Origin of the sequence: Vibrio sp. 10N.222.55.C7 (assembly GCF_041473335.1) — a bacterium.
In the GTDB taxonomy this organism is placed as follows: Bacteria; Pseudomonadota; Gammaproteobacteria; order Enterobacterales; family Vibrionaceae; genus Vibrio; species Vibrio crassostreae_C.
Genome location: NZ_JBFRSC010000055.1, coordinates 21819 through 35116 on the forward strand (window position 1 = coordinate 21819; position 13298 = coordinate 35116).

The window sequence follows — 13298 nt, forward strand, 5'->3', positions numbered from 1 at the left end:
GGTACTTGTTACTCACTAGTATTCTTTAGAGGGTTTACCCGCCAATAAAAAAGCAGAGCTCATGAGCTCTGCTTTTTTCTGTCTAGAGCCAAGAGCACTAGATATAAAGTCGCGATAATCTGTTTACGATTCGAGTAACACCGTTGCCACAGCGTAGTGACGCTCATCCGAGATAGTCAGATGAATCGATGTTGTGCCATTCGCCTCTGCGATTTCACGCGCTTTCTTGTGTAAGCTCAATACTGGCTTACCATGCTCATCGTTTGAAATCTCAAAGTCGTGGAAGGTAACACCCAGCGCAATCCCCGTACCTAACGCCTTAGATGCAGCTTCTTTAGCAGCAAAACGTTTTGCAAGGTAACGGCCTTTTTGCTTCAACTGTTGGAATACTTCAAACTCAGAATCCGTCAAAATACGCTGAGCAAAAGCGTCGCCACTTCGCGACAGCGCCTTCTCGACACGTTCGATTTCTGCGATATCTGTACCTAATCCAACAACTGCCATGTTTCCTCTACTACTTAACTTCTGTCTAATGATTAACTGTACATCGCTTAGTGCCGACGACTTGCCGAACTAAGCGTTGTTACGTGCTGTTTCCATGATTGCTTTCATGTCTGCAACGGCTTTGTTTAAGCCATCAAACACTGCACGTCCCATGATCGAGTGACCGATGTTCAGCTCGTAGATCTCTGGAAGTGCCGCAATCGGTGCTACGTTGTGGTAAGTCAGACCATGACCCGCATTGACTGTGATACCTAAGTCATCTGCATAGCTTGCGCCTGCTGCGATCTTCTTAAGCTCGTCTTGTTGATCTTCTTCTGTCTTAGCATCAGCATAGTGACCCGTGTGCAGTTCAATGAACGGTGCGCCACACGCTTTTGCAGCATCGATTTGCTCACGGTCAGCATCGATAAACAGAGATACCTTGATACCTGCTGCAGACAGTTTTTGTGTCGCCGCTTTGATCTTCTCTAGTTGACCAACTACGTCCAAGCCACCTTCAGTGGTTAGCTCTTCACGTTTTTCAGGAACCAGACAAACAAACTCAGGATTAGTATCGAGTGCAATTTGAACCATCTCGTCCGTTACGGCCATCTCCAAGTTCATGCGAGTTTGAAGTGTTTCAGCCAGAATACGCACATCGCGATCAACGATGTGACGACGGTCTTCACGCAGGTGAATAGTAATGCCATCTGCACCAGCACGTTCAGCGATTTCAGCTGCGTGTACTGGATCTGGGTATTTAGTACCACGTGCATTACGTAGTGTTGCAATATGGTCGATATTAACGCCTAAAAGGATTGAGCTCATTTTCCAATACTCCGTGCTCTGGAGAGGGCTATTGTTGGCATAAATAGCTCTCTACTTTTTAATGGTTTGCCGCCAAGATACGGCTTTAAGGCTATGCGTGTAAAGCGTTTTGCCGCTTTTAACTGCTCTTTAGTGATAAACCTACGTTCGCTGATTGCAATAAGTTCATCGCCCATAAAAGTCAGGTTATCTCGACGTACTGAAGCGATGAAACCTTTCTGCTCTCGATAGCGATAAGTCATGCTCGGATCAATCGCTTCGCCAGTGCCCGCGCAGTGTAAAAAGTCGACGCCGTAACCCATAGCAGATAATAGAGCCAGCTCAAAGCGACGCAGTGCTGGCTCAGGATTATCATTATGCGCCAGCTCTGTTAAAGCATGAAGATAGTCGTGAAAAAGTGCAGGCATCGGTACTTCCGCCATCAATACCCGACCGATAAGCTCGTTCACGTACATGCCTGAATACAGATTAATACCGGCGAGAGGGAGCCCCAAGCTGATGGGTTCAGCTTGGCGTAAGGTTTTCATCGAACCATTACCAGACCACTTAAGCAATAGCGGCGTAAAAGGTTGTAATGCACCTTTCAAATTGGAACGCTTGCTGCGAGCGCCTTTAGACATCAACGTCACCCGACCGAACTCTTCGCTGAAGACGTCCAAGATCAGGCTCGACTCACTGTATGGTCGACGGTGCAACACAAAGCATCGCTGTAACCCTTCGCTCAATCACTTACCCTTATTACAGATACAAAAAGAGAGAGTTCGCACTCTCTCTTGGATTTATCTTCAGTTCAACTTTCTTAATCTCAGAAAGTGACGTTCAATATATTATAGATCGTCGATGTAGCCTAACGAGCGAAGTGCACGCTCATCATCAGCCCAGCCAGATTTAACCTTGACCCAAGTCTCTAGGTAAACCTTGCGGCCGAATAGCTCTTCCATATCGATACGCGCTTCACGACCAATCGTTTTGATCTTCTCGCCCGCTTTACCAATCACCATTTTCTTCTGGCCTGTACGCTCAACAAGAATCAGTGCATTGATGTGGAAGCCATCGTTATCTGGGTTGTAATCGAAACGTTCGATTTCAACCGTTACCGAGTAAGGTAGCTCGTCACCCGTAAAGCGCATCAGCTTTTCACGGATAATTTCAGAGGCCATAAAACGTTGCGAGCGATCAGTCACGTACTCTTCAGGGAAGTGGTGTGTCGCTTTAGGTAAATGTTCACGTACGTGCTTACGCAGTACATCAATATTTTTACCTTGCTTCGCTGAGATTGGCACTACATCAATGAAGTCCATCTTCTTAGAGACTTCCATCATGTGCTGCATCACGTTAGTACGGTCTTGAACGTTATCTACTTTGTTGATGCAAAGTACAACTGGGAAGTCAGTCTTCTTCAGTTTGTTCAGAACCATCTCATCGTCGTCAGTCCAGTGAGTACCATCGACAAGGAAGAATACTAGGTTTACATCACTCAATGAGCTGTTCGCCGCACGGTTCATCAAGCGGTTGATGGCACGCTTTTCTTCAATATGAAGTCCAGGAGTATCAACAAAGATCGCTTGGTAATCACCCTCAGTTTCAACGCCCATAATACGGTGACGTGTCGTCTGTGGTTTACGTGATGTAATAGAAATCTTCTGACCCAGAATATGGTTCAGAAGCGTCGACTTACCTACATTTGGGCGACCGACAATAGCGATGAAGCCACAGTGTTGGTTTTCCGGTAGGCCTGTTTTTTTGCTATCAGATGAAAAGAATGCATCGATATCGAAATCTTGGTTGTTATCAGACATTGCTTAGTTGCTCTAATGCTGTTTCAGCAGCCGCTTGTTCTGCCTTGCGGCGGCTAGTGCCTTTACCGATAACAGGTTTATCCACACCTGCCACTTCACACTCAACCGTAAACTCTTGGTTGTGTGCTTCACCTTTAATATTAGTCACTGTGTAGACAGGTAGAGGATTTCTTCGACCTTGCAAAAACTCTTGTAGGCGAGTTTTCGGATCTTTTTGAGATACTCCAGGCTGAATAGCATCTAGGCGAGATTGGTACCAGCTTAAAATAATGCCGCGAACCGTCTCGGTATCACTATCTAAATAGACAGCGCCGATGACCGCTTCAACCGCATCCGCTAGAATAGAATCACGACGGAAACCGCCACTCTTCAACTCACCTGGACCTAATTTTAAGTAATCTCCTAGTTCGAATTCACGACCTAGTTCTGCCAATGTATGACCACGTACTAATGTTGCGCGCATGCGGCTCATATCACCTTCGTTTACCTTAGGAAAACGGTGGTAAAGATCATCAGCGATAACAAAACTTAAAATTGAATCGCCCAGAAACTCAAGACGTTCGTTATGTTTACCTGCGGCGCTGCGGTGAGTCAGCGCCAAGTGGATAAGATCGGCATCATTAAACTGATAGCCAATCTTTCTCTCTAGTTTATCAATTGGAGAATTCATGCTCTCTCGATGTGTTATGTGATCGATTAATGAATCCCACCGATGCGATTAAAACGCACACCAGTAGGAATCCATGTTGGAAGTACACTGTCTGAACCGCGTTCGAATTCGAAGCTGATCCAAATAGCAACGGCCTTACCAACAAGGTTTGCTTCAGGGACAAAGCCCCAGTAACGGCTATCGGCACTGTTGTCACGGTTATCACCCATCACAAAGTACTGGCCTTCTGGAACGACCCATTCGTTAACACCATTGCGAGGCTGATATGCTTGCACACGATCGCGGCGCAATGGGTTAACTAAAATCTGGTGTTCTACGTCTCCAAGCTGTTCGTTCAGCTGAATCAGAGGCACACCATCTTGAATAAATTGGCTCTCTTCAACATTACTTAGTTTCACTGGTTCACAGCTACTTGTACCCTTCGCCTGAATGCAGATCTCTTTACGACTGCTGTAGCGAATGGTGTCACCTGGCATACCAACAACACGCTTGATGTAGTCGATGTTAGGCTGAGGTGGGTACTTAAATACGATTGAATCACCACGCTCTGGCTTGCCCGTTTCTACCAGTTGAGTGCGCCATACTGGGTCTTTTAGACCGTACGCGTACTTCTCTACCAAGATGAAGTCACCAACCAAAAGCGTTGGCATCATCGAGCCAGAAGGGATTTGAAACGGTTCATAAATAAATGAACGCAGAACCAAAACAAATGCAATTACCGGGAAAATGGACACACTGTTCTCAACCCACCAAGGTTGAGCCGTAACTTTTGCGCTAGTTTCAGCGTCTAGGCCATTCGATTGTGCTTCAACGTCAGCAAGCTTTTGCTGGCGCTTCTTCGCCCACACAAACTTTTCCAACGCCCATACAATGCCGGTCACTAGAGTTACGATCACTAAGATAAGCGAAAATGTATTAGCCATTGATATCCCTTAAATTTCATTTCTTTAAAAATAACGAAAGTGAAAGAGTAGCGAGCTACTCTTTCACTTTCAATTATTCGTTTAATGCTGGATAAAGTTAATCTTTGCCAACATGAAGGATTGCAAGGAAAGCTTCTTGAGGCAGTTCAACGTTACCGATCTGCTTCATACGCTTCTTACCTTCTTTTTGTTTCTTAAGAAGTTTCTTCTTACGACTGATATCACCACCGTAACATTTTGCGATTACGTTCTTACGCAGTTGTTTCACTGTAGAACGAGCAATGATGTGGTTACCAATCGCTGCTTGAATCGCGATATCGAACATCTGACGAGGGATGAATTCTTTCATCTTCTCTACCAGTAGACGACCACGAGACTGAGCAATATCTTTGTGCGTAATGATAGCTAGTGCATCAACTGTTTCGCCATTCAGCAGTACGTCTACACGTACCATGTTTGATGGCTCGTAACGTTGGAAGTTGTAATCCAATGATGCATAGCCGCGAGACGTTGACTTCAGACGGTCGAAGAAGTCTAGAACTACTTCTGCCATAGGAAGATCGTACGTCACAGCAACTTGGTTACCGTGGTAGACCATGTCTACTTGTACGCCACGCTTCTCAACACACAGTGTGATTACGTTACCTAGGTAATCCGAAGGTACCAGAATATTACAGCGTGCAATTGGCTCACGAATTTCTTCTAGGTCATTAACCGCTGGCAGTTTAGCCGGGCTATCAACGTAAAGAACCGTTTTATCTGTTTTTACAACTTCATACACTACTGTTGGAGCAGTTGTGATTAGGTCTAGGTCGTATTCACGCTCTAGACGCTCTTGGATGATCTCCATGTGAAGCATTCCTAAGAAGCCACAACGGAAACCAAAACCAAGTGCTGCTGAACTTTCTGGTTCAAAGAACAGTGATGCATCGTTCAGGCTTAATTTGCCTAACGCGTCACGGAAGTTTTCGTAGTCATCAGATGATACAGGGAATAGACCAGCGTATACCTGAGGCTTCACTTTTTGGAAACCAGGTAGACGTTCAGTGCTGCCGCCTTTTGCAAGCGTCAACGTATCACCAACCGGTGCACCTAGGATGTCTTTAATACCACAAACAACCCAACCTACTTCGCCAGTATTTAGCTCTGTAGTATCGATTTGCTTAGGCGTGAAGATACCTAGACGGTCAACACCCCATACTTGGTCTGTCGACATTACTTTGATCTTATCGTTCTTCTTCAGCTTACCGTTTTTGATACGAACCAAAGAAACTACGCCAAGGTAGTTATCGAACCAAGAGTCAATGATCAACGCTTGTAGAGGCGCTTCAGGATCACCTTCCGGTGGTGGGATTGCCGTCACGATGTTTTCTAGAACATCATCAACACCCAAACCTGTTTTCGCAGAACAGCGAGTCGCTTCCATCGCATCGATGCCAACGATCTCTTCGATTTCTTCAGCAACACGTTCTGGTTCAGCAGCTGGTAGGTCAATCTTGTTCAAGATTGGCACTACTTCCAGTTCCATTTCGATTGCTGTGTAACAGTTTGCTAGAGTTTGTGCTTCAACACCTTGGCCAGCATCCACTACAAGTAGTGCGCCTTCACAAGCCGCTAGAGAACGAGATACTTCGTAAGAGAAGTCTACGTGTCCAGGAGTGTCGATAAAGTTAAGTTGGTAAGTTTCACCATCTTTAGCTTTGTAATCTAAAGTCACACTCTGCGCTTTAATTGTAATACCACGCTCGCGTTCTATATCCATAGAATCGAGGACTTGAGCTGCCATCTCACGTTCACTTAATCCTCCACAAACTTGGATTAAGCGGTCAGAAAGGGTCGACTTACCGTGGTCGATGTGGGCGATAATCGAAAAATTACGAATGTGCTTCATAGGCTTGGTGTGACTAAACTCTTTGAATAGGGATAATAAGAAAGCCGCGACGCGTCCAATCTACAGTCAGCATTGGTGGCGGCATTTCAATCAAGTTGGCAGATTCTACCCAATTTAAGGGCAAGAAGCATCATAAATTAGACGAGAGACTCACCTAGGATTCGAATCAAGACGACTTCTTGCTTGGATTTGTCTTCCATGGGTTTGGCTAACCGCTTCGCTAAGGCAATCCCACCAGCAGTAAACAGTGCTGCACTTAAGATAACAATGCCCTCGCCCCCCTGGAGTAAGGGTTGTAACAAGAGTTGCCCAAAACCAGCACCAATCATCAACATGAAAAGTGGGATGAGATAAACAATCGCCGCCGACTGAAGTAGGCTTTTTTCTGGAAAGCCAATTTCTACGATTTGTCCAGCTTTGACTAAGCTTTTGGTTTTAAGCTTCCAAAACAAAGATTTATTGCCAACAGCCTTGGTCACAATACCCGTACCGCAGTTTTTTTGAGAAGAACAGCTGCTACAACTGGTTTGTTGTTCGCAGCTCAATTGAACAAAGTATTGCTTACCTTTTTGTTCAACCGAGCTAACGGTCGCCAGCGCGGTCATCATTGCGCTTGTACCGATTTATTAAATGTAACTGACTGAGCAATACGTTTTGCAGTTGCCGGCGGAATGTCACCAACCACAGAGATCTCTTTATCGCCAATCACTAAGCTGTGCAAGGTTCTACGCCCTTGACGCACCAGCTGCCCTTTCAATGAATGCTCATCTTTTTCCGCGATATAAACCGAAAAGTTAAACAGTCCATCACTGAAAAGCTGACTTTCAACCATTTTATCGGTCGCAGCCATTTGATAGCGGCTAAGCTCTTTTGATTTAAACCCTTCAGGAATCCACGACGCTTGCCAGTTAGTTTCACTCACTAAGCCTTCCGGTAATGATAAAACTTTCGGCAATTGAGCTTGGCTCAAGCCACCCATAGCCTCAGCAATCTTATCGTTCACCACGTAAGAGATAGTGCGGTACTGTTCAAGCACTTCGCCATCACGATCCAAAAGGTCGGCACGCAAAGGAAGATTCGTTTTTTCGTCTACCCAAACCACGTAAGAGTAGCGAAGGCCATCTTTCGGCACGACACGCAGCACTTGAGTGGTGCTACCTGCTTCACGAGAGCGACCAACTTTCACAAAGTCGTAGTACTGATTCAGAGATTCGATATCTCGATTAATCATCGGAATAACAGGCGCAACCATGCTGCCTGACTGAATCGTAAATGGCTCTGTACCCGGCTCGATGTAGCTAACTTCGTTGCCACGTCGAATGACTTCACGAACAGGGCCGCTTAGATAAACAAGGTGTGCAAGTTGTTGGTCGTCGTTAACCGCATGGCGATAAACAAGAGGCTCAATACTGCTCTTCTTTATCAAAATGTAGGAGAGTTCGTAATTTAGATGCTGACTGGCCTCGTTCATTTGATGCAACAAGGCCTTTGCAGTGGTTTCCTCTGCAAAGGCTGTTGGAGACATCAAGCTGAACAGTGTCAGTGCACTGACCAGGATTTTCTTCATTCAATGTCCGATTCTAGATGTGCATCTTGCATTGGCGATGCATCACTGTTTAATCTTAGCTGCAGCTCATAATCTTCTAACAATGCATGAACGCGTTTGCGCTGCTCTTGCAAGTTAGCTTCAGATGCTGGTTTCTCAACAGAGTCACGCGTTAAACTTACTGGTTCCGCAGAACCGGCAAATGGAATCGTCTGGAGTACAGGCAACTGCTCTGGTGCTGCAGGGTCGCTACCACCATATTGTTGAACACCTAATACAACGGCTAATGAAACACACGCTGCCACGGCAACTTGTCCAAACTGTTGTAACCACGCCGGAAGCTGACGCTTCGCTTGCTGAGGTTTAGGTTGCTCTTCAATTGGAGCAACAGTAGGTTCAACATTCACTTGGTGCAGGTTCGACATTGAACCATGTGCAGGCTCGTTCTCAAGCGCTGCCGCTACACTATTAGCAATGTTCCACTCTGGAGTTTCTGGCGAATCCCCACGCATAACATCACCAATTAAATGGTAACTCTGCCAAGTATCCATGCTTTCTTGATCAGATTCTAGATCTACAATGAGAGCTTTATCGATCGTTTCACCATCCATGAGTGCCGAAAGCTTTTCTTTATCAGCCATTATTTTCACCATAATTATTACAAGTTCTAGCGTTGCAAAAGAGGTTTGATTTTCTTTTCCACCGCTTCACGAGCTCGGAAAATACGCGAACGTACGGTTCCTACAGGGCAATCCATTACTTCTGCAATCTCTTCGTAGCTCAAACCTTCGAGCTCTCGCAACGTCATTGCAGTTTTTAAGTCTTCTGGTAGCGCTTCAATCGCTCCAAAAACAACTTGTTTCAATTCTTTAGACAGCGTTAAGTTCTCAGGGTTCGATATTTCTTTTAACGCGCTGCCTGTTTCGTAATATTCTGCATCTTCTGCATCTACATCGGTTGCTGGCGGCCTACGGCTTTGGGCAACGATATGATTTTTAGCGGTGTTCACGGCAATTCGGTATAACCATGTATAGAAGGCACTCTCGCCACGAAAGTTAGGTATCGCGCGGTAAGCTTTAATAAAAGCTTCTTGTGCTACATCAGGTACATCACCGGAATTATTCACGTATCGAGAGATAAGATTACAAACTTTGTTTTGATACTTAACCACTAGTAAGTTAAATGCCTGCTTATCTCCACTCTGAACTCGCTCAATCAACACTTGATCGGTTAGCTGCTCGTTCATTCGAGCGGGTACTCCTATTGTTATAACCCTCACCTTCACAGATATGGGTACTAATTATGCGAAATGTAGTATTGACACCACCGTCTACAAGAGCACTATTGTGACTAAGCCAAATACCGAAAGTTCCAACTTTCTTAAAATTATTTGCCATTATTGTTTCACAATGTGATGTAATAAAAATAGCTATCCCTATCAATTTGGGGAAACTTGAGCAAAAGCAATGGTATTGAGCAATTAAATATTTCTAGATAGCTGTCTATATATTGATTTTGCATAGCGTTTAAGGATGACTCTGGAGAGATTATAACAGTCTTAGCCAAACTCCTAAAACAAGACAAAGTCAATTGAGAGTGGACAACTCGACTATAGCCCGGGATTTAATAAGTTTTATGAACGCAAACCGTGAACATCAGTGTGATGTATTAGTGGTAGGAAGTGGTGCGGCAGGCTTGTCATTAGCCTTACGCGTAGCAGAACATGCAAAAGTAATTGTATTAAGCAAAGGACCACGCAGCGAAGGATCGACGTATTACGCACAAGGTGGTATCGCCGCGGTGTTCGATGAGTCGGACAGTATTGAGTCTCATGTAGAGGATACTCAAATCGCTGGGGCTGGGTTATGCGAAGAAGATACAGTTCAATTCATTGCTGAAAATGCGAAAGAGTGTGTGCAATGGCTGATTGATGGTGGTGTTCCATTTGATAAAGATGAGAACAGCACAGAAGGCCAACCAAAATATCACCTCACTCGTGAGGGTGGCCACAGTCACCGCAGAATTCTGCACGCTGCCGATGCAACTGGCATGGCGATGCAAACCTCACTACAAGATAACGTCAACAACCACCCAAATATCGAGATCTTCGAGCGCCACAATGCGCTGGATTTGATCACGGAAGATAAGATTGGTGGTTCAAAAGACAAGGTGATCGGTGCCTACATTTGGAACCGTAACCAAGAACATGTTGAAACCGTGCGCGCTAAGTTTGTTGTATTAGCAACAGGCGGCGCTTCAAAGGTTTACCAATACACCTCTAACCCAGATGTTTCTTCAGGTGATGGTATTGCTATCGCTTGGCGTGCGGGTTGTCGTGTGGCAAACCTTGAGTTCAACCAGTTCCACCCAACTTGTTTATTCCACCCAGAAGCGCGTAACTTCCTACTAACGGAAGCACTGCGTGGTGAAGGTGCTTACTTGCGTCGTCCAGATGGTTCTCGCTTTATGAAGGACTTCGATGAGCGCGGTGAACTGGCGCCACGTGATGTGGTTGCTCGTGCAATTGACTTCGAAATGAAGCGCTTGGGTGCCGACTGTATGTATGTTGATATCAGCCACAAGCCTGAAGAATTCATCACAGCGCACTTCCCGATGATCCATACTCGCTTGATGGACTTGGGCATCGATATGACCAAAGAGCCGATCCCTATCGTACCAGCCGCTCACTACACGTGTGGTGGTGTCATGGTGAATAAGCAGGGTCAAACCGACCTAACGAACTTGTATGCGATTGGCGAAGTGAGCTACACCGGCTTACACGGTGCAAACCGAATGGCTTCTAACTCACTGCTTGAGTGTGTGGTTTACGCATGGGCAGCAGCAAAAGATATCGTTGAGAACATCGACCAATCTCAACTGTGCGCTGAACTGCCAGCATGGGATGAAAGCCAGGTCACCAACAGTGATGAAGAAGTTATCATTCAACACAACTGGCACGAACTGCGCCTATTCATGTGGGATTACATGGGCATTGTTCGAACGGATAAACGACTAGAGCGAGCATTGCGTCGCATTCAGATGCTGCAACAAGAAACTCATGAGTACTACAGCTACTTCAAGGTTTCGAATAACCTATTAGAACTGCGTAACTTGCTACAAGTGGCAGAGCTAATGGTTCGTTGTGCAATGCAACGTAAAGAGAGCCGCGGCCTCCACTACACGTTGGATTACCCTGAACTTGCAGAAGACAGTGGCCCAACGATTCTGACGCCAGAGAAACGCCAATCATAATAATTGGTTAAACGTGCTTAGCGAATTAGCCGTCAGCGGAAAATGATTAAACGAAAGGGAGCCGAGTGCTCCCTTTTCTTTTGTCTAACGCTTTCTTTTATCTAATACTTTCTTTCATCGAATAGTTTGGCTTCTCTAGCGCGCTCGTTGTAAGTTCGCCAGAAAATGGCGATATTCTCGCTCGCAACAGCTGTCCCGCCAAAGCAGTACCGAGTGCCCACATTCAAACTGCAATTTAACGAAGAACTGCGCCCAGATCTTATCAACGGACTTGAGTCGGTAAGTTCGGTCATTGAGTCGAATATCACCATCCTCTCTGTAATCAAAACGCCCATAGACACTATTTAGAATCACATGATTGTTTCTGAACAAGCGGATCATTAAAGCTAAGCAATAAAGGCTGGCGGCAAGTGGAATAGAAGACAGGACGATGAAAAACAAAAGGCACCCAAAAATAGTGCCTTTTGCAAATAATGCGGAATACGAAGGGTTAAGCTGAAGCTTAACGAACCTTGCTGAGGTTGTGTGCGACAATTTTATCAACCATTGATGCATGGCCTAGGTTTTCACTGCGTCCGTGGCCCATTACCCAAGTAAACAAATCTGGATCATCACACTCTAATAGAGAAACAAACTCGCGCTGTTCCTGCTCTTGCAATGAATCAAAACACTCTTCGAAAAATGGCATGATGACTACATCAAGTTCTAACATGCCGCGACGGCAACCCCATTTAATTCGTGCTTTCTGCTCTGCAGTGTACATTGGCTATCCTCACCTATAATTTTTCTTTCTCGGAGTGTAACAAGTCATACGCCCTGCAACTACTATGTGAGTCACAGTCCCTATCTAAGCTCACAAAAAAACCTAGGCTGACAAAGAAACAGAACCGGATTAACATAGAGCCAAATAAAATTCTTAGGAAAGATAAAATGGATTGGAAAAACATATTTCAGCCACTCGCTCATACGCAAAATGAATCGCTTCCAGAACTGATGATGACACACGTATCAGACTGGAGTGCAATTACCATGATAGGCGATGACAAAAAGTCGTACCTACAGGGTCAAGTAACGTGCGATGTCGTCACTCTTCCTAATGATGAATCCACGTTAGGCGCGCACTGTGATGCAAAAGGAAAGGTATGGAGCATCTTCCGCCTGTTCCATCACAATGGCGGTTACGCACTCATGCAGCCTAAATCTGCGATTGAAGTAGAGCTGGTCGAAATCAAAAAATACGCCGTGTTCTCTAAGGTTGATATCGAGCAAACGACAGATGTTGTTATCGGTGTGATGGGTGCGTCTGCGGATCAATATATTGATTCAATTTCAGAAGGCCAAGGTAACGTGCGTGCTATCTCTGGTGGCACAGCGGTTAAAGTCTCAGACAATCGCTGGGCGTTGCTTATTACGGAAGAAGTTGCTGCAACTTTAGTCTCAAGTAGTTCAGCAGAAAAAGTATCAGAAGCACTTTGGCAGTATTATGAAATTCTTGATGCTCAGCCTAACCTATCGAAAGCAGAGCAAAACGAGCACATCCCTCAAGCGCTTAACCTGCAAGCGATTGGTGGAATCAGCTTTTCAAAAGGCTGCTACACAGGTCAAGAAACGGTAGCTCGTGCCAAGTACCGTGGCATGAACAAGCGTGAGATGCGCATTGTTTCAGGAACGACAGCAGAAGTATTGTCTCTAGAGAACCCAATTGAACTAGAGCGTAGTGTGGGTGAGAACTGGCGTGGCGCAGGCCGACTATTAAACGTCTATCAATTTGCTGATAACCGAGCGATTGGTTTGATGGTACTGCCAAACAACCTTGATGACGATGTTCAGCTGCGACTGACCGCGCAGCCTGATCAAACATGGAATATCCTGCCACTGCCGTACAGCCTTGACGACGAGTAACCAC

The 13298-nt window shown here is 45.4% G+C and carries 15 protein-coding genes; 2 read left to right on the forward strand and 13 right to left on the reverse strand.

Annotated elements, in window-relative coordinates; translation table 11 throughout:
- Window positions 1-123: 123 nt before the first annotated feature.
- The 11 genes from acpS to rpoE form a co-directional block, all read right to left on the reverse strand.
- Complete coding sequence (acpS, locus tag AB4482_RS18860; protein WP_017059039.1) at window positions 124-504, reverse strand: holo-ACP synthase; 381 nt, start codon at window positions 502-504, stop codon at window positions 124-126.
- Between the two features lie 69 nt (window positions 505-573).
- A complete protein-coding gene (pdxJ, locus tag AB4482_RS18865; protein ID WP_017059040.1) occupies window positions 574-1311 on the reverse strand; it encodes a pyridoxine 5'-phosphate synthase in 738 nt (245 codons plus the stop codon).
- On the reverse strand, window positions 1308-2036 hold the full coding sequence (recO, locus tag AB4482_RS18870) for a DNA repair protein RecO (protein WP_019826299.1): 729 nt from the start codon (window positions 2034-2036) through the stop codon (window positions 1308-1310). Before recO ends, pdxJ begins: the two co-directional genes overlap by 4 nt.
- Window positions 2037-2138: 102 nt before the next feature.
- The gene (gene era / locus AB4482_RS18875) at window positions 2139-3110 is read right to left on the reverse strand and encodes a GTPase Era (RefSeq protein ID WP_017059042.1); all 972 of its coding nucleotides are present in this window, start codon (window positions 3108-3110) and stop codon (window positions 2139-2141) included.
- Entirely contained in the window at window positions 3103-3780 is a 678-nt protein-coding gene (rnc, locus tag AB4482_RS18880; protein ID WP_017066012.1) for a ribonuclease III, read from the reverse strand. Before rnc ends, era begins: the two co-directional genes overlap by 8 nt.
- 26 nt (window positions 3781-3806) lie before the next feature.
- Entirely contained in the window at window positions 3807-4703 is an 897-nt protein-coding gene (gene lepB / locus AB4482_RS18885; protein ID WP_017068697.1) for a signal peptidase I, read from the reverse strand.
- Window positions 4704-4800: 97 nt separating this feature from the next.
- Window positions 4801-6594, reverse strand: coding sequence for a translation elongation factor 4 (gene lepA, locus AB4482_RS18890; protein ID WP_017059045.1), 1794 nt, complete (start codon window positions 6592-6594; stop codon window positions 4801-4803).
- Between the two features lie 137 nt (window positions 6595-6731).
- Entirely contained in the window at window positions 6732-7202 is a 471-nt protein-coding gene (locus AB4482_RS18895; protein WP_372181422.1) for a SoxR reducing system RseC family protein, read from the reverse strand.
- Complete coding sequence (gene rseB / locus AB4482_RS18900) at window positions 7199-8161, reverse strand: sigma-E factor regulatory protein RseB (RefSeq protein WP_017059047.1); 963 nt, start codon at window positions 8159-8161, stop codon at window positions 7199-7201. Before rseB ends, AB4482_RS18895 begins: the two co-directional genes overlap by 4 nt.
- A complete protein-coding gene (locus AB4482_RS18905; protein ID WP_017063205.1) occupies window positions 8158-8781 on the reverse strand; it encodes a sigma-E factor negative regulatory protein in 624 nt (207 codons plus the stop codon). The genes rseB and AB4482_RS18905 overlap by 4 nt, the downstream gene beginning before the upstream one ends.
- Before the next feature lie 26 nt (window positions 8782-8807).
- A complete protein-coding gene (rpoE, locus tag AB4482_RS18910) occupies window positions 8808-9386 on the reverse strand; it encodes an RNA polymerase sigma factor RpoE (RefSeq protein ID WP_008223963.1) in 579 nt (192 codons plus the stop codon).
- A 389-nt stretch (window positions 9387-9775) separates the two neighbouring features.
- Here rpoE and nadB point away from each other — a divergent pair, with 389 nt between their 5' ends.
- Window positions 9776-11392 (forward strand): L-aspartate oxidase, encoded by a 1617-nt coding sequence (gene nadB, locus AB4482_RS18915; protein ID WP_017059049.1) that lies wholly within the window; start codon window positions 9776-9778, stop codon window positions 11390-11392.
- A 135-nt stretch (window positions 11393-11527) separates the two neighbouring features.
- On the opposite strand, the gene AB4482_RS18920 is transcribed toward nadB, so the two are convergent.
- Together AB4482_RS18920 and AB4482_RS18925 are read right to left on the reverse strand one after the other, a co-directional pair.
- Window positions 11528-11947, reverse strand: coding sequence for a protein YgfX (locus AB4482_RS18920; RefSeq protein WP_324295273.1), 420 nt, complete (start codon window positions 11945-11947; stop codon window positions 11528-11530).
- Entirely contained in the window at window positions 11895-12155 is a 261-nt protein-coding gene (locus tag AB4482_RS18925; protein ID WP_004735374.1) for a succinate dehydrogenase assembly factor 2, read from the reverse strand. Before AB4482_RS18925 ends, AB4482_RS18920 begins: the two co-directional genes overlap by 53 nt.
- A gap of 167 nt (window positions 12156-12322) precedes the next feature.
- Between AB4482_RS18925 and ygfZ the strand changes: the two genes are divergently transcribed.
- On the forward strand, window positions 12323-13294 hold the full coding sequence (gene ygfZ / locus AB4482_RS18930; protein ID WP_372128437.1) for a tRNA-modifying protein YgfZ: 972 nt from the start codon (window positions 12323-12325) through the stop codon (window positions 13292-13294).
- Window positions 13295-13298 lie beyond the last annotated feature (4 nt).